Genomic DNA, 17,453 nt, shown 5'->3' with positions numbered 1-17,453 from the left:
CGAAACGAAACAAACGCGAATTAGAACATTCCTTTAAGCTGAACTTGTGTAAACAAGTCAAGTGTATAAAGGTAGTTAAATTGCTTTTGTGATGGTATCGGGTGAGAGCGACTTTTGGATTTGGACGTAGTCCAAACCAAGGGAAGCGAGCGACCGAAACCGGAGCACGAGGTTAAGCTACTAAGAGCACACGGAGGATGCCTAGGCGCTAGGAGCCGATGAAGGACGTGGCGAACAACGAAACTGCCTCGGGGAGCTGTAAGCAAGCTTTGATCCGGGGGTGTCCGAATGGGGAAACCCAGCTGGGGTAATTTCCAGTTACTCATAACTGAATACATAGGTTATGCAGAGGCATACCAGGGGAACTGAAACATCTAAGTACCCTGAGGAAGAGAAAACAATAGTGATTCCGTCAGTAGCGGCGAGCGAACGCGGAGAAGCCCAAACCAGAGAGCTTGCTCTTTGGGGTTGTGGGACGTCTCACATGGAGTTACAAAGGAACCGGTTAAGCGAAGAGGTCTGGAAAGGCCCGCCAAAGAAGGTAAAAGCCCTGTAGTTGAAAGTCTGTTCCCTCCGAGACGGATCCCGAGTAGTGCGGGGCACGTGAAACCCCGTATGAATCCGGCAGGACCATCTGCCAAGGCTAAATACTTCCTAGCGACCGATAGTGAAGCAGTACCGTGAGGGAAAGGTGAAAAGCACCCCGGAAGGGGAGTGAAATAGAACCTGAAACCGTGTGCTTACAAAAAGTCAGAGCCCGTTTTAGGGGTGATGGCGTGCCTTTTGTAGAATGAACCGGCGAGTTACGTTCCCGTGCAAGGTTAAGGTGAAGAGCCGGAGCCGCAGCGAAAGCGAGTCTGAATAGGGCGACATAGTACGTGGACGTAGACCCGAAACCGGGTGATCTACCCCTGTCCAGGGTGAAGGTGCGGTAACACGCACTGGAGGCCCGAACCCACGCATGTTGAAAAATGCGGGGATGAGGTGGGGGTAGCGGAGAAATTCCAATCGAACTCGGAGATAGCTGGTTCTCCCCGAAATAGCTTTAGGGCTAGCCTCGGAAAACAGAGTCGTGGAGGTAGAGCACTGATTGGGTGCGGGGCCCGCAAGGGTTACCAAGCTCAGTCAAACTCCGAATGCCATAGACTTACTTCCGGGAGTCAGACAGTGAGTGCTAAGATCCATTGTCAAAAGGGAAACAGCCCAGACCATCAGCTAAGGTCCCCAAGTGTGTGTTAAGTGGGAAAGGATGTGGAGTTGCACAGACAACCAGGATGTTGGCTTAGAAGCAGCCACCATTGAAAGAGTGCGTAATAGCTCACTGGTCGAGTGACTCTGCGCCGAAAATGTAACGGGGCTAAACACACCACCGAAGCTATGGCTTGATGCTTTGCATCAGGGGTAGGGGAGCGTTGTATAAGGGTTGAAGGTGTACCGTAAGGAGCGCTGGACATTATACAAGTGAGAATGCCGGTATGAGTAACGAAAAGATCAGTGAGAATCTGATCCGCCGAAAGCCTAAGGGTTCCTGAGGAAGGCTCGTCCGCTCAGGGTAAGTCGGGACCTAAGGCGAGGCCGAAAGGCGTAGTCGAAGGACAACAGGTCGAAATTCCTGTACCACCGTAAGCCGTTATGAGCAATGGGGGGACGCAGTAGGGTAGTGACGCGGACTGATGGATGTCCGTCTAAGCAGTAAGGCTGATGTGTAGGCAAATCCGCACATTGTAAGGCTGAGCTGTGATGGGGAGCGAAAATTATAGTAGCGAAGGTCATGATCTCACACTGCCAAGAAAAGCCTCTAGCCAGGTGATGGTGCCCGTACCGCAAACCGACACAGGTAGGCGAGAAGAGTATTCTAAGGCGCGCGGAAGAACTCTCGTTAAGGAACTCGGCAAAATGACCCCGTAACTTCGGGAGAAGGGGTGCCCCGGTAGTGTGAATAGCACGAGGGGGCCGCAGTGAAAAGGCCCAAGCGACTGTTTAGCAAAAACACAGGTCTGTGCGAAGCCGTAAGGCGAAGTATACGGGCTGACGCCTGCCCGGTGCTGGAAGGTTAAGGGGAGTGGTTAGGGAGTAATCCCGAAGCTGTGAACCGAAGCCCCAGTAAACGGCGGCCGTAACTATAACGGTCCTAAGGTAGCGAAATTCCTTGTCAGGTAAATTCTGACCCGCACGAATGGCGTAACGACTTGGGCGCTGTCTCAACGAGAGATCCGGTGAAATTTTAATACCTGTGAAGATGCAGGTTACCCGCGACAAGACGGAAAGACCCCATGGAGCTTTACTGCAGCTTGATATTGAATTTGGGTACGATCTGTACAGGATAGGTGGGAGCCTTTGAAGCGTGAGCGCCAGCTTGCGTGGAGGCAACGTTGGGATACCACCCTGATCGTATCTAGATTCTAACCTGGTACCGTAATCCGGTGCGGGGACAGTGTCAGGTGGGCAGTTTGACTGGGGCGGTCGCCTCCTAAAGAGTAACGGAGGCGCCCAAAGGTTCCCTCAGAATGGTTGGAAATCATTCGAAGAGTGCAAAGGCATAAGGGAGCTTGACTGCGAGACCTACAAGTCGAGCAGGGACGAAAGTCGGGCTTAGTGATCCGGTGGTACCGCATGGAAGGGCCATCGCTCAACGGATAAAAGCTACCCTGGGGATAACAGGCTTATCTCCCCCAAGAGTCCACATCGACGGGGAGGTTTGGCACCTCGATGTCGGCTCATCGCATCCTGGGGCTGAAGTAGGTCCCAAGGGTTGGGCTGTTCGCCCATTAAAGCGGTACGCGAGCTGGGTTCAGAACGTCGTGAGACAGTTCGGTCCCTATCTGTCGTGGGCGTAGGAAATTTGAGAGGAGCTGTCCTTAGTACGAGAGGACCGGGATGGACGTACCGCTGGTGTACCAGTTGTTCCGCCAGGAGCACCGCTGGGTAGCTATGTACGGACGGGATAAACGCTGAAAGCATCTAAGCGTGAAGCCCCCCTCAAGATGAGATTTCCCAGTATGTAAGACCCCTTGAAGACGACGAGGTAGATAGGCTGGGGGTGGAAGTGCAGCAATGCATGGAGCTGACCAGTACTAATCGGTCGAGGGCTTATCCAATAGCAAGTGATAATTCGCATGTTTCGTTTCGAATCTAGTTTTCAGGGAGCAATCCTTGAATGATGTTGATGATTGTTATTTGGAGAGATACCCAAGTGGCTATAAGGGGACCCTCTGCTAAGGGGTTAGACTGCGTAAGCGGTGCGAGGGTTCGAATCCCTCTCTCTCCGCCATCTTTACCTAAAGATGGACAAGCAATCAAGACACAATTAATATGGCGGTGTAGCTCAGCTGGCTAGAGCGTACGGTTCATACCCGTAAGGTCGGGGGTTCGATCCCCTCCGCCGCTACCATATTACCCAGGAGGCTTAGCTCAGCTGGGAGAGCATCTGCCTTACAAGCAGAGGGTCGGGGGTTCGATCCCCTCAGCCTCCACCATATACGCCGGTGTAGCTCAACTGGTAGAGCAACTGACTTGTAATCAGTAGGTTGGGGGTTCAAGTCCTCTCGCCGGCACCATTAATGCCTGGAACCGTGGTGTAGTTGGCCTAACATGCCTGCCTGTCACGCAGGAGATCGCGGGTTCGAATCCCGTCGGTTCCGCCATTAATCCTAAAAATTAAATATGGCTCGGTAGCTCAGTCGGTAGAGCAGAGGACTGAAAATCCTCGTGTCGGCGGTTCGATTCCGTCCCGAGCCACCTTTAATCCCTGGAGGATTAGCGAAGTGGCCAAACGCATCAGACTGTAAATCTGCTCCCGTACGGGTTCGGTGGTTCGAATCCATCATCCTCCACCAGTTTTATGAGTCATTAGCTCAGTTGGTAGAGCACCTGACTTTTAATCAGGGTGTCGAAGGTTCGAGCCCTTCATGACTCATCTTTAAGAAAAGAGTGATTAATCATTAATTTGATTAGTCGCTTTTTTTTGTTATGTGATTTTAGCTCAATATGGATATTTATTAATGCTGGGCAAGATATGATAAACTAATAGAAAACATGCAGAGTGGTGACGTTCATTATATGAAGCTCATACCTGATCTAAAACAGCAAATTGAAGTCATTATAGGCACAACTTTGGACGAATATGAAATTACAATAGAAGAATGGATGCAATCCGTTGCGAATCTGGTTGGTCGACATGAAAATTCAGAGACCTTTGGTGATGAGGGTGAGCATCAGGAGCTATCTGATCAATCTGCATCTCCAATTTCATCCGATGTGATCAGTTTGAATACGGGAAAGCGTATATTTTTTAAGGTTCGGATGAATGAGCAAGAAGAGAGTGTCGTGTGTTGGGGATGCCCTGCAAAATCTATTACCGTGGAGACACGACAATTGATTGAGCTTTTGATCCGTACTAACACGGCTCTACCCGATGAGGTACAACCTGTTGTATATGAGAATGATAGGGAGCAGTATTTGACTGAATTGGGTCTCTGGCTTAAAGAGCAGATCGAAGAACCAACCAAGCAGGAATCTGAAGCGGTTCCTGATCGCTTTGTGGCGCCTGCAGGATTGAATGCTGAGAAGATTCTGTTCTTGCTGCAAGGGGATACACCGGATGCACATCGTTTGCGGTCCAAGGAACTCAACAAGTTACTTGAGAGTTACTTTGGCGAGGAGATTGTCTTGATTCCTTTGGGGGAGCAAGAGTGGATTTTCATGGGTGATAAAGAAATTGTTACAGAAGAAGCCGAGGAAGATACAACGGAAGCCAAAAAGGATTCACTGAACGCTTTTTGTCTGGGGTTGCATGAATTGGTTGCCAGTGAGTGGGCTGGGGTGTTCCATCTGTCCGCATCTCTGCCATGCATTCCTGCACAACAACTTGTATCGGTCACAACTCTTCTTAAAGAAAGTGTTCACTTGGGGAGAGCATTCCATGTTACGCAGCATATTCATCTCCCATGGGATCTGCATCTGGAAAGGTTGGTAGCGAGCATTCCAGATGATCAACGTACACGTTTTATACAGGAAACAGGCAAAGACACGTTAATCTTCAATGACAGTGAGACACTTGCTACGCTGGAGACTTTTTTTAGCCTGGACTGTAATGTCAGCGAGACAGCGAAACGACTTTTCATTCATCGTAATACGTTGGTATACCGTCTGGACAAGATCAAACAGGAGATTGGCTATGATGTGAGGCACTTCGAAAGTGCTGTTCTAGTGCAGTTTTTACTACTAATGTACAAAGTGACGAAAAAGCATTGATATTTTTGTGCAGTTTGCGAATAGTCAAACCTCACGTGTATAGGGTATTATAAAAATACAAATTGTATTCGATTACAAAATGATCTCTGAGGAGGCAACAATCATGGCTGGAGTACGTTTAGAGCATATTTTCAAAAAATACCCGGGTTCTGATAAAGCAACTGTAGTTGACATTAACCTGGACATTAAAGATAAAGAATTTCTGGTACTGGTAGGTCCGTCCGGTTGTGGTAAATCAACAACACTTCGTATGATCGCAGGCCTTGAGGAAATTTCTGAAGGTAAACTCTATATCGGTGACCGTGTCGTTAATGATGTTGCACCTAAAGACCGCGATATCGCGATGGTATTCCAATCCTATGCCTTGTATCCGCACATGAGCGTATATCAAAACATGGCGTTTGGTTTGAAATTGCGTAAGGTTAAAAAAGATGAGATCGACAAACGTGTACGTGAAGCAGCTAAAATCCTGGATATCGAGCATTTGCTTGAGCGTAAACCTAAGGCATTGTCCGGTGGTCAACGTCAACGTGTCGCTTTGGGACGTGCGATTGTCCGTGATCCACAAGTGTTCTTGATGGATGAGCCTCTCTCCAACTTGGATGCTAAACTGCGTGGTCAAATGCGTGCAGAGATCACTAAACTTGCGAAACGTTTGGAAACAACTGTTATCTACGTAACGCATGACCAGATCGAAGCTATGACGATGGGTGATCGGATCGTTGTTATGAAGGATGGTATCATCCAACAAGCAGCTTCTCCGGAAGAGTTGTATAACCTGCCGGCTAACCTGTTCGTAGCTGGTTTCATCGGTTCCCCGACAATGAACTTTATCTCGGGTAAACTGGCTGAGCAAGGTGCTAACCTTCACTTTATTGCTCCAGGCGTGGACGTTGAAATCCCGCAAGGTAAAGCACAAGTGTTGAAATCTAGAGGATACATTGGCAAAGAAGTGATTCTGGGTGTTCGTCCAGAAGACATTCACGAAGAGCCAGTATTCCTGGAAGCATCCCCGAACTCCGTATTCTCTACACACGTAGATGTTACAGAGAACCTGGGTCACGAAATGCTCCTCTACTTGAGCGGTGTTGGTAACGATACAACGATCGCACGTGTAGACGGACGTTCTAACACTCGTGATGGTTCCACAGTTAAAATGGCCATCGACATGAACAAGGTTCATATCTTTGACAAAGAGACTGAAGTGAACGTACTTCTTCAAGACTAATATTACTGGGATTCCTCGGTGACGATGGAACCTGACAGTTAATGCAATTATACATTGTAATGAGAGCCCCTTCCGTTGTTGCTGGAAGGGGCTTTTTTTAAGATTATTGGAATTATAAGTTTCGGCGGAGTTGAAGGATTAATAACCGCAAGAAAAACAGCCGCTAAACTACGAATGTAATATCCTAGAAGGTGCTTCGATCAGAAGACTTTTCTTACTAATGGTTGTCGGAGGCTGCGATTGCATTCATCCCTGAATTCATTTAAGATTATTTGAAGGTCTGTCTTCATATATTTGAGAGAATCGACTGTTGGAAGGGTATGCAGGCTGTACCCCATGTTGTGAATGCGCTAATAATGGAAATAACTGATACACGATCTGATGTACATAGAGGGACAGCTAATGCTGAAAGGAAGAGACAAATGGCGAAAAAAGTGAAAGTATCTGAACTCGTGCAGCAATTTCAGTTGGAGGTTGTTTCTGGATCTCACGGATTGAAAAGAGTCATTACGGTAGATGACCTGAACCGTCCTGGTCTGGAAATGGCCGGTTATTTTGAATACCATCCACAAGAACGGGTACAGCTGCTTGGAAGAACGGAGTTAGCTTTCTTTGCAATGTTACCTGAGCAAGAGCGGCGCGATCGTATGCAACGTCTTTGTACGGAAGAGACGCCTTGTATCGTTGTCACGCGTGGACTGGAAGTTCCGCAAGAGCTGATTGATATTAGTGAAGAGCAGAATCTGGCTGTACTTCGCAGCAATATGGCTACAACGATTCTATCCAGCCGGATCACGGGATTCCTGGAAAAGAAATTGGCACCAACAGCAACCATTCACGGTGTACTTTGTGATGTCTATGGCGTAGGTATGCTGATCACAGGTAGTAGCGGTATTGGTAAGAGTGAAACAGCACTTGAACTGGTGAAACGTGGACACCGATTGATTGCCGATGATGCGGTAGAGATCCGCCAAACGTCAGATTTTCAGCTGCATGGTACTGCACCAGAATTGATCCGCCACTTGCTCGAAATTCGAGGTGTCGGTATTATCAACGTCATGACATTGTTCGGAGCTGGTGCGGTTCGGAATAACAAACGGATTACTTTGGTTGTACGTCTGGAAGCATGGCAGCAGGATAAACAATATGATCGTCTGGGTCTGGATGAAGAGACTACACGTATCATTGATACGGATGTACCTCTTGTTACGATTCCTGTTCGTCCGGGACGGAACTTGGCGGTTATTATTGAAGTGGCAGGTATGAACTATCGCCTGAAACAGATGGGTCTGAATGCTGCGCTGCAATTCACGAACAAGCTGACAGCAACCATCTCGGAAGATATGGAAGACATGGATTAAGAAACATTTTATACAAGGAAATGAAGATAAATGGTTGACATGTACTGCTTCTCTTAAGGCGCAGTGTATGCCAACCATTCGTCATGCGTGTGATTGATTGAATAAATAGGAGTGTGAATGAATGGATACATTATTACTGTTGAACCCGATTGCGTTCTCTATTGGAGCGTTAAAGGTTCACTGGTACGGGCTTATTCTTGGTGCTGCGGCGCTTATAGGATTACTGCTCGTGATCCGGGAGGGCAAACGATACAATATTCCACAGGAAGTGTTTATGGACATGGTCCTGCTGGGTGTGCCTTCTGCCATCATTGGTGCCCGCATCTACTACGTAGCATTTAAATGGGAAGATTATAAGGATAATTTCTGGGATGTCTTTAAAATATGGAATGGCGGTATAGCCATCTATGGTGCACTTATTGGTGCTATTATCTGTGCAGTTATTTTCTTCCGTCGTAAAGGATATAACTTCTGGCGTATGGCCGATATCTGTGCGCCTGGACTGCTCGTTGGACAGTTGATCGGACGCTGGGGGAACTTTGTGAATCAGGAAGCCTACGGCGGTCCTGTGGAAGAATCATTTTTGAGAGACAAGCTACATCTGCCGGACTTTATTGTGAATCAAATGAACGTAGATGGGGTATTTCACCATCCTGCATTTTTGTATGAATCGATGTGGAGTCTCGTTGGTCTGGTCTTACTGCTGGTTCTGCGTCGTCAGAAGTTTCTGCGTTCAGGTGAACTGTTCATGTCTTATTTCATCTGGTACTCTATCGGTCGCTTCTTCATTGAAGCTTTACGTACAGACAGTCTGGGCTTCCAGGCTCCGCAATGGGTTGCTTCATTAGTGAACGGGCTGTGGTCTCCAATGACTGCAATGGGCTTTGAACAAGGATATCTTGATCCTGCTTACGGTAACGTAAGAATCTCGCAACTGCTCGCGATTGGCATCATTATTGTTGCTGTTGTATTCATTGTAGTGAGAAGAGTGACAGGTAAAGCAGTTGTTCGTTATAGTGATCCGATTGTATCGTCCAAAGTTACCTCAGATGATATGGAGCATACGGGAACAGTTGCTGGCAAAGAGAGCAAGTTAACACCTCCAGCCAAAGATGATCCAAAGCAAGTTGATGATAAAAAGGAGTAATGCAACATGATTGACACGGTATTGTTTGATCTGGACGGAACGATTATTGATACCAATGAGTTGATTATCAGCTCATTCCAGCATGTCATGGGGGGATGGGAGCATTCAGCTCCATGGACTCGGGAACAGATCATTCCACATATGGGTGGCACACTGGAGCAGCAAATGCGCACTTTCTCTGGCCAGGAGGAAGTCTCCGAGTACGTGAAAGGTTATCGTGCTTATAATGATATCCATCATGAAGCGATGGTTAGACCTTTTCCACATGTCATTGAGGTAGTAGAGGCGCTGCATCAGGCTGGCATTGTAATGGGTGTGGTCACAACCAAAATTCGCCCATCCACATTAAAGGTGCTAGAACGTTTTGATCTACTGAAATATATGAAGACAATTGTAACAGTGACCGATGTAACGAATCCAAAGCCGCACGCTGAACCTGTACTGAAAGCGATGACGGAACTGGGTGCAGATCCTGGTAAAACGCTGATGGTGGGTGACAGTCCAGTGGATATCCAATCGGCTCAAAATGCGGGCGCACTCTCGGCGGGGGTTGCATGGTCCCTTAAAGGGGAAACAATCCTGAACGGATATGGACCCGACCATATGTTGCATGACATGAGAGACTTGTTGAAACTCATCCGTATTGAAACGGGACGTTCATGAGAAAAGTAACCCGCTATCCGGTAGAGGACCAGAATGCACTTTGGCATATCTACAAGACAGTGAGTCCGTGGAAGGGCGTTCGTAATTTTATCTGGATCCAGTTGTCACGCTACTGTCCGATTCTATCGGTGAAGAACTGGATTTACCGCCGAATGCTCGGTATGAAGGTGGGGAAACATACGGCCTTTGGCCTGATGGTGATGGTGGATGTGTTTTTTCCGGAGAAAATAACGGTCGGCGAAAACTCGGTCATCGGTTACAACACAACGATTCTCGCTCATGAGTATCTCATTAAGGAGTACAGGCTCGGTGAGGTGATTATCGGGGAAAATGTACTGATTGGTGCTAACACAACGATTCTTCCCGGGGTAACCATAGGAGATGGAGCCGTTGTAGCTGCTGGAGCAGTCGTACATAAGGATGTTGCACCAGGAGCTTTTGTTGGAGGTAATCCACTGCGTGATTTATCCCGTGCGGCAGCTTCTACGGAAGAAACTGTCTTTAACACGGATGGTTCTTCTCAGGGTAGTGTGCATTGAGTCAATAAAGTAATGAATGAAGATGGGTTGAAGTAAAAAGCTGCTTATGGCAGCTTTTTTCGTATATAAATACCGATTGGCGAGCGTAACGGTGTGTATATAAAACGATATGTCGATCCAAGGGCAATCAAGCTTTGGTATGTTGACGGTAGTGCGGATTTCATGTTATCATATCCCATATCCTTTAGTTTGTTAGCACTTTACCATGTGAAAGCATTCTTGGAGAAATGAAGCATGATAAAGATTGAACTAAACCAATAGTTGAAGGCTTATGCGATAATACTTTGATTCAGGTTTATAAGATAGAATGGGGATTTACACTACATAAATCCTGTTGAAATAGAACGAGTGCAACTCTTAAATTACTGACTCGGGGTGAATATTACCAATGTCCAAACCAAAAGGTTTTGAAAAACCGACCGGATTCCGCGACTATACACCACATGTAGTATCCAAGCTGCGGACGATTGAACGCAATGTACTGGAATGTATGGAACGCTGGGGTTACCGTCAGATCATCACACCAACGATTGAATATTACGATACGGTAGGTGTGGCAAGCTCTACATCAGATCGTAAATTATTTAAATTGCTAAACAGTCGGGGAACCACGCTGGTGCTCAGATCGGACCTAACGGCTCCAATTGCACGCGTAGTTTCATCCATGCTCAAAGATGAGCAGTTGCCGCTGCGTCTGTCCTATCATGCGAACGTATTTCGTTCTATTGAAGAGGAAGCTGGGCGTGAGGCTGAATTCTTTCAGACGGGCGTGGAGTTGGTTGGAGACGACTCACCTGAAGCGGATGCAGAAGTTGTTGCGCTTGCGATTGCCTCTTTGCAGGCAGCGGGTGTGTCTTCTTTTAAAATAGCGATGGGCCATATGGGATTCCTGAACGGATTACTGGAGGAAGTGATTCCAGGCCAGACCGCTGAGCAGGAGCAATTGAAGGAAGGGCTGCTCGGACGTGATTATGTCGGCTATCGCCAGTCGATTGAAGCATTAAATCTGGAGCCTAAATTGAAAGAACAGCTTGAAGCGATCCTTCGTCTGCGTGGTGGCAAGGAAGTATGCACACATGCGGTAGAGCTAAGTTCAAGCGCTGAAGCAGCACAATCGATTGCACATCTGTGTGCCGTATTCGAAGTGTTGGAAGCGTACGGTGTATCCGAGCATGTACTTATTGATCTGACGATGATCGGTGATTTCTCCTATTATACGGGCATGACGTTTGAAGGGTATGCGGCAGAACTGGGCTCACCGGTATGTAGCGGCGGACGGTATGATAATCTGTTACAACAGTTTGGGCGCTCGTTGCCAGCTACAGGATTTGCACTGAAAACGAACCGTATTATTGATGGTGTTCATGGCATTACCATTGAAGAGAAAAAAACGGTACTTATCCAATATACCCCGAAACGTCGGGCCGAGGCACTAACAGAAGCGGCAAGATTACGCAGTATGGGACAAAATGTAGTGACACTCCTTCTTCCTGAAGATGGGGCTGGGGCAAGTGCCGTATCGGTTGAAGCAAGAACCGCTCAGGCTGAGCAGGTTATTACTTACGGATCTGAAGAAGGAGGACGCTGAGATGTCGGATATTCTGAAGGTGGCCATGCCGAAGGGCCGAATCTATAAAAAAGCCTCCAAATTGTTTCGTGAAGCGGGGCTGGATATTCCAGAAGACGTGGACGATACACGCAGATTGGTCATCGAAGTACCGGAAGCCGGAATGGAATTCATTATGGCGAAGCCAGTAGATGTTCCAACGTATGTGGAGTACGGTGTTGCCGATATCGGAATTGTCGGTAAAGACGTGCTGCTGGAGGAAGATCGGGATGTGTACGAACTGTTGAATCTGGGAATCGCTCAGTGCCGTATGTCTGTGATCGGACTTCCAGACTGGAAGCCAGGCATCCAGCAACGTGTTGCAACGAAGTATCCAAGGATTGCTTCACAGTATTTTCGGGAGCAGGGGCAGCAGGTCGAGGTGATCAAGCTGAATGGTTCCATTGAGCTAGCGCCCCTGATTGGTCTGGCAGACCGGATTGTCGATCTGGTGGAGACAGGTCAGACACTGCGCGAGAACGGATTGGTGGAGATGACAGGCATTCTGGACATCACCAGCCGTCTTATCGCCAATCGGGTAAGTTATCGGATGAAAAATGCACGAATCCAGGCTTTATGTGATGCACTTCAGCAGGTCATACCGGCATCGAATGAGATATCGGCGGGAAGCTTTCGGGGATAAATTACTACGTTGGAAACATAGATGAGAAACATACAAAGCAGAAGCAGAAGCAAAATTAAGAGTAAGAGACAAAATAAAGAAGCAAATCGGCCACAAGAAGGCAGGTATTACAGAGGATGAGGAGGTTGTATGTATGAAAATTGTACCTGCACGGGAGTTTGATCTGAAGCGGGAAGTGGAGTATGGCACGCCGGAGCAAAATGAAACGGTACGGCGTATTGTCAGCGACATTCGCCGTGAGGGTGATACGGCACTGCTGCGTTACACGGAGCAGCTGGACCGCACAAAGCTGACTGCCGCGGAGTTGCGCGTGCCGCAGGAAGAGCTGCAGGCGGCTTATGCAGCCGTGGAGCCATCCTTTGTGACGGCGATTCGGCAAGCCGCCGCCAACATTCGTGCGTTTCACGAGAAACAGAAACGCAACTCGTGGATGGATTGGCAGCCGGACGGCAGCCTGCTGGGCCAGGTCATCCGACCGCTGAAGCGGGTCGGAGTCTATGTACCTGGCGGCAAAGCAGCGTATCCATCGTCTGTGCTGATGAATGTGATTCCGGCACAGGTGGCAGGCGTGCCGGAGATTGTTCTCGTGACGCCGCCGTCAACAAACGGTGGCGAAGGTATTAACCCGTACATTCTCGTTGCTGCTGCGGAAGCAGGCGTGAGCGAGATGTATCGGGTTGGCGGCGCTCAAGCCATCGCCGCCCTCGCTTACGGCACGGAGAGCATTGCCCCGGTCGACAAGATCTGTGGACCGGGCAATATTTACGTGGCGCTCGCGAAGCGCGAGGTGTACGGGGCGGTCGATATCGATAGTATCGCCGGGCCGAGTGAGATTGTGGTGCTCGCCGATGATACGGCGAATCCGGTGTACGTCGCCGCCGACCTGTTGTCGCAGGCGGAACATGACGAGATGGCATCGGCCATTCTCGTCACGAATTCGGCCACGCTGGCGGAAGCCGTGCAGGGCGAAGTGCATCGGCAGCTTGAAGTGCTGCCGCGACGTGATATCGCTGCTGCTTCCGTGGAGCAGTATGGCGCGATTATTGTAGTCGATTCCATCGATGAAGGAATCGACGTGGTGAACCGGCTTGCACCGGAGCATCTGGAGATCATGGTGCAGGAGCCGATGGCTTACGCTGGCCGGATCGAAAATGCCGGCGCGATTTTCCTCGGCCCGTACAGCTCGGAGCCGGTGGGGGATTATTTTGCAGGACCCAATCACATTATTCCGACCAATGGCACTGCGCGATTCAGTTCGCCAGTGGACGTGGATGATTTTATCAAAAAATCGAGTCTGATCTATTATAGTAAAGAAGCGCTGCTGAAGAACGGAGCGGCTATTATAGAGTTGGCCCGCCATGAGGGTCTTGAAGGGCATGCCCGTGCAATCGCTGTACGGTTAGAACAGGAAGGAAAGGCGGAATCGGACAATGGATAAGCAAAATAATGGTTTGGAACTTGAAAACAAAGGTGCAGTGCGCCAAGCAGAGGTTGACCGCAAAACTAACGAGACCAATATCCAATTGGCCTTTACTGTAGATGGAACAGGACAATCCACGATTGAAACGGATGTACCCTTCCTGAACCATATGCTGGATCTGTTCACGAAGCACGGACAATTCGACCTGAACGTGCAGGCTCGCGGAGATATCGACATCGATGATCACCACACAGTTGAAGATATCGGAATCTGTCTGGGGCAGACGTTGCGTGAAGCTTTGGGTGACAAACGTGGCATCAAGCGCTATGCCAGTGTTTTTGTACCGATGGACGAGGCGCTCGCTCAAGTCATTATTGATGTGAGTAACCGACCTCACTTTGAATACCGTGCAGAATACCCTTCTCAACAGGTAGGTAGTTTCTCCACGGAGTTGGTGCATGAATTCCTGTGGAAATTGGCGCTGGAAGCTCGGATTACTTTGCATGTCATCGTACATTATGGTCAGAACACCCACCACATGATTGAAGCGATCTTTAAGGCATTGGGACGTGCACTGGATGAAGCAACGATGATTGATCCACGTGTAACGGGTGTGCCTTCCACGAAGGGAGTGCTGTAGACGATGGCGATTGCAATTGTCGATTACGGTATGGGTAACCTGCACAGCGTCGGCAAAGCGGTCGAACGTCTTGGCTACGAAGCGCTGGTCACGGGTGATCGGGAAGAGATTCTTGGCGCAGATGGTGTCATTCTGCCAGGCGTAGGTGCTTTTGGTGATGCAATGGTTCATCTGCGGGAGAGTGGCCTGAATACGGTGGTGAAGGAAGCTGCTGCCGGGTCCAAGCCACTGCTCGGAATCTGTCTGGGGATGCAGTTGTTGTTCAGCTCAAGTGAAGAGCATGGTGAGCATGAGGGACTGGATATTTTGCCAGGTAAAGTGGTGCGATTCGCACCGGGAGAGCTGAAAGTTCCTCATATGGGATGGAACCGTTTGGAATTCTTGCACGCGGAAAATCCGCTATTTACGGGGCTTGAGGCAGGTCACGTCTATTTTGTCCATTCCTATCATGCGCTTACTGAAAACAGGGACGATCTGCTGGCGGTAACGGATTACGGACATCCGGTGACAGCCATTGTAGGCAGAGGATCCAACTTCGGCATGCAATTCCACCCGGAGAAAAGTGGAGAGCTTGGTATGAAGCTGCTCGGCAACTTTTTGGCTCTAACAGGAGCACCTGTACAAGGGTAAATCATCATCTCTTCTTAATTATAGAAAGCGTACAAATCTAATTCATATTCAGGAGGCCTTGTATGTCATCTTTTATCCTATATCCGGCGATTGATATCCGGGACGGCAAATGTGTAAGACTGGTGCAGGGAGATTATAATCAGGAGACCGTGTATAACGATGACCCGGTTCAAGTGGCTCTCTCCTGGGAGAAGCAAGGTGGTACATACGTTCATCTGGTGGATCTGGATGGTGCGAAAGCAGGACATCCTGTTAACGATGAGCTGATCGGGCGGATTGCCTCGGCTGTGAACGTACCTGTTCAGGTGGGCGGCGGACTTCGTACAGTAGCGGATGTAGAGCGTTTGCTAGGTCTGGGTGTTAGCCGGCTGATTATTGGAACAGCAGCAATTGAGGATCGTGCTTTTACAGAGGAAGTACTGGGACGTTATGGCGACAAAGTGGCAATTGGTATCGACGCTCGGAATGGTTATGTGGCAACCCGCGGATGGCTTGAAACATCGGAAGTGCAAGCAGAGGTACTCGCAAAGGAATTGGCGGCATATGGGGCAGAAACGTTTATCTTTACGGATATTTCCCGTGATGGCATGATGCAGGGTCCTAATGTGGAAGCGATTGTGTCTCTAGCCAAGGCAAGTGGACGGACGTTTATTGCTTCCGGCGGTGTGAGTGTAATGGATGATCTGCTTCGTCTGAGTCGCCACGCGGATGATGGTGTTGGTGGAGCAATTGTGGGTAAAGCACTGTATACAGGAAGCATCGATCTGTCTGAAGCAGTACGTGCGGTCAATAAGTAAGGGATATTCGGATAGAGAGGAAGAGGTAGCATGCTGGCAAAAAGAATCATCCCCTGTCTGGACGTGAAGGACGGCCGGGTCGTCAAAGGCGTCAACTTCGTTAATCTCCGCGATGCGGGTGATCCGGTAGAGCTGGCGGCACTATATGACCGCGAGGGCGCGGACGAATTGGTGTTTCTCGATATCTCCGCTTCGGTAGAAGGTCGCGAAACGATGGAAGAAGTCGTGCGGCAGACGGCAGGCGAGATCGCTATTCCCTTTACGGTAGGTGGTGGCATCTCCAAGGTAGAGGACATGAAGCGGATTCTCCGTGCAGGAGCGGATAAAATCGCAGTGAATACAGCCGCGGTACTTAATCCGCAGTTGATTGCAGATGGTGCACGTCGCTTTGGCTCGCAGTGTATCGTGGTAGCGATCGATGCCAAGTATAACGAAGCTTGGGGCGAGTGGGAAGTCTATACCCATGGTGGACGGAAACCCTCCGGGATCAAGGCGCTGGAATGGGTTAAACAGGCTGAGAGCTTGGGCGCGGGGGAGATTCTTCTCACAAGTATGGACGCGGACGGAACAAAAGACGGCTTTGATCTGAAGCTGACGGCAGCGGTATCCGAATCTGTGCGTATTCCAGTCATCGCATCGGGCGGTGCGGGCAAGGAATCTCATTTCTATGATGTATTTACCACAGGCAAAGCGGACGCAGGGCTAGCCGCAACAATTTTCCATTACAAAGAAATCGCCGTACCGGCGTTAAAACAACATTTGAGAGAACAAGGGGTGGAGATCCGTGACTAAAGTGAGCGATGAAATCAAGGAACAGTTGTCCTTGGAACAGGTTGTGGAACACATTCGTTGGAGTGATGGTTTGGTTCCAGCCATTGTGCAGGATGTGGATACTCGGGAAGTCTTAATGATGGCTTATATGAATCGCGAATCTCTGAAGTTGTCGCTGGAATCCGGTGAGACGTGGTTCTGGTCACGCTCGCGTCAGGAGTTGTGGCATAAAGGGGCAACATCTGGCAACGTGCAGACGATTACTTCCCTAAAATATGATTGTGACGGCGATACCTTGTTGGTTGAGGTGAAACCGAACGGACCGGCTTGCCATACAGGGGCAGTAACTTGTTTCCATAATGAGATCATTGGTTTGCCAGAGAAATCGGCAGCCAAGGCTTCGGATGAAGCGGGTGTGGCATCTGCTTCTGCAAGTTCCGGTTCCGAAAGTCGCTTTGAGGTATTGGCTGAACTGGAATCCGTTATTGCAGAGCGTGAACGTGAGCGTCCTGAGGGTGCTTATACAACGTATCTGTTTGATAAAGGTGTAGACAAAATACTGAAAAAAATCGGTGAAGAAGCGTCCGAGACGATCATCGCCGCCAAAAATAAAGATAATGACGAGCTTCGTCTGGAAGTCAGTGACCTGATGTATCACCTGCTCGTCCTGTTACAAGAGCGCAAGCTGCCGCTGGACGACATTATGTCAGAGCTGAGCCGCCGTCATGAACGGCCTCGCCGCGATTAGGAGGCGA

General features: G+C 49.0%; 14 protein-coding genes, 8 tRNA genes and 1 rRNA gene. All 23 read left to right on the top strand.

Annotated features, from left to right (window positions below; genetic code table 11):
• Window positions 1-170 precede the first annotated feature (170 nt).
• Window positions 171-3,098 (top strand): 23S ribosomal RNA (locus tag QF041_RS20015).
• Window positions 3,099-3,179: 81 nt separating this feature from the next.
• Window positions 3,180-3,271: transfer RNA gene (locus QF041_RS20010), tRNA-Ser, on the top strand.
• Window positions 3,272-3,314: 43 nt separating this feature from the next.
• Window positions 3,315-3,391, top strand: a tRNA-Met gene (locus QF041_RS20005).
• A 9-nt stretch (window positions 3,392-3,400) separates the two neighbouring features.
• Window positions 3,401-3,476, top strand: a tRNA-Val gene (locus QF041_RS20000).
• Between the two features lie 5 nt (window positions 3,477-3,481).
• A tRNA-Thr gene (locus tag QF041_RS19995) sits at window positions 3,482-3,557 on the top strand.
• Between the two features lie 9 nt (window positions 3,558-3,566).
• Window positions 3,567-3,644 (top strand) — tRNA-Asp (locus QF041_RS19990).
• Between the two features lie 21 nt (window positions 3,645-3,665).
• A tRNA-Phe gene (locus QF041_RS19985) sits at window positions 3,666-3,738 on the top strand.
• Between the two features lie 12 nt (window positions 3,739-3,750).
• Window positions 3,751-3,836 (top strand) — tRNA-Tyr (locus tag QF041_RS19980).
• Between the two features lie 7 nt (window positions 3,837-3,843).
• Window positions 3,844-3,916: transfer RNA gene (locus tag QF041_RS19975), tRNA-Lys, on the top strand.
• A 143-nt stretch (window positions 3,917-4,059) separates the two neighbouring features.
• Window positions 4,060-5,253, top strand: a complete 1,194-nt coding sequence (locus QF041_RS19970) for a PucR family transcriptional regulator (RefSeq protein ID WP_307415434.1) — start codon at window positions 4,060-4,062, stop codon at window positions 5,251-5,253.
• Window positions 5,254-5,356: 103 nt separating this feature from the next.
• On the top strand, window positions 5,357-6,481 hold the full coding sequence (locus QF041_RS19965) for an ABC transporter ATP-binding protein (RefSeq protein ID WP_124118337.1): 1,125 nt from the start codon (window positions 5,357-5,359) through the stop codon (window positions 6,479-6,481).
• 422 nt (window positions 6,482-6,903) lie between these two features.
• A complete protein-coding gene (gene hprK, locus QF041_RS19960; protein WP_017691278.1) occupies window positions 6,904-7,842 on the top strand; it encodes an HPr(Ser) kinase/phosphatase in 939 nt (312 codons plus the stop codon).
• A gap of 121 nt (window positions 7,843-7,963) precedes the next feature.
• The gene (gene lgt, locus QF041_RS19955) at window positions 7,964-8,989 is read left to right on the top strand and encodes a prolipoprotein diacylglyceryl transferase (RefSeq protein ID WP_307415433.1); all 1,026 of its coding nucleotides are present in this window, start codon (window positions 7,964-7,966) and stop codon (window positions 8,987-8,989) included.
• A gap of 6 nt (window positions 8,990-8,995) precedes the next feature.
• The gene (ppaX, locus tag QF041_RS19950) at window positions 8,996-9,652 is read left to right on the top strand and encodes a pyrophosphatase PpaX (RefSeq protein ID WP_307415432.1); all 657 of its coding nucleotides are present in this window, start codon (window positions 8,996-8,998) and stop codon (window positions 9,650-9,652) included.
• Window positions 9,649-10,191, top strand: a complete 543-nt coding sequence (locus QF041_RS19945; RefSeq protein ID WP_127546293.1) for an acyltransferase — start codon at window positions 9,649-9,651, stop codon at window positions 10,189-10,191. The genes ppaX and QF041_RS19945 overlap by 4 nt, the downstream gene beginning before the upstream one ends.
• A gap of 388 nt (window positions 10,192-10,579) precedes the next feature.
• On the top strand, window positions 10,580-11,779 hold the full coding sequence (locus tag QF041_RS19940) for an ATP phosphoribosyltransferase regulatory subunit (protein WP_307415431.1): 1,200 nt from the start codon (window positions 10,580-10,582) through the stop codon (window positions 11,777-11,779).
• Between the two features lies 1 nt (window position 11,780).
• Window positions 11,781-12,440 (top strand): ATP phosphoribosyltransferase, encoded by a 660-nt coding sequence (hisG, locus tag QF041_RS19935; protein WP_036674770.1) that lies wholly within the window; start codon window positions 11,781-11,783, stop codon window positions 12,438-12,440.
• Between the two features lie 133 nt (window positions 12,441-12,573).
• Complete coding sequence (gene hisD, locus QF041_RS19930) at window positions 12,574-13,878, top strand: histidinol dehydrogenase (RefSeq protein ID WP_307415430.1); 1,305 nt, start codon at window positions 12,574-12,576, stop codon at window positions 13,876-13,878.
• Window positions 13,871-14,500: an imidazoleglycerol-phosphate dehydratase HisB gene (hisB, locus tag QF041_RS19925; RefSeq protein WP_307415429.1), complete on the top strand. Its 630-nt coding sequence runs from the start codon at window positions 13,871-13,873 to the stop codon at window positions 14,498-14,500. The genes hisD and hisB overlap by 8 nt, the downstream gene beginning before the upstream one ends.
• A 3-nt stretch (window positions 14,501-14,503) precedes the next feature.
• Window positions 14,504-15,130 carry an imidazole glycerol phosphate synthase subunit HisH gene (gene hisH, locus QF041_RS19920; protein ID WP_307415428.1) on the top strand — a complete coding sequence of 209 codons (627 nt, stop codon included), beginning with the start codon at window positions 14,504-14,506 and terminating at the stop codon, window positions 15,128-15,130.
• Window positions 15,131-15,192: 62 nt separating this feature from the next.
• Window positions 15,193-15,927 carry a 1-(5-phosphoribosyl)-5-[(5-phosphoribosylamino)methylideneamino]imidazole-4-carboxamide isomerase gene (gene hisA, locus QF041_RS19915; protein ID WP_307415427.1) on the top strand — a complete coding sequence of 245 codons (735 nt, stop codon included), beginning with the start codon at window positions 15,193-15,195 and terminating at the stop codon, window positions 15,925-15,927.
• Between the two features lie 30 nt (window positions 15,928-15,957).
• A complete protein-coding gene (gene hisF, locus QF041_RS19910; RefSeq protein ID WP_017691268.1) occupies window positions 15,958-16,719 on the top strand; it encodes an imidazole glycerol phosphate synthase subunit HisF in 762 nt (253 codons plus the stop codon).
• Window positions 16,712-17,446 (top strand): bifunctional phosphoribosyl-AMP cyclohydrolase/phosphoribosyl-ATP diphosphatase HisIE, encoded by a 735-nt coding sequence (hisIE, locus tag QF041_RS19905; RefSeq protein WP_373461351.1) that lies wholly within the window; start codon window positions 16,712-16,714, stop codon window positions 17,444-17,446. Before hisF ends, hisIE begins: the two co-directional genes overlap by 8 nt.
• Window positions 17,447-17,453 lie beyond the last annotated feature (7 nt).

It is taken from the genome of Paenibacillus sp. W2I17 (assembly GCF_030815985.1).
Classification (GTDB): domain Bacteria; phylum Bacillota; class Bacilli; order Paenibacillales; family Paenibacillaceae; genus Paenibacillus.
This window is presented reverse-complemented; position numbering and strand designations above follow the sequence as displayed.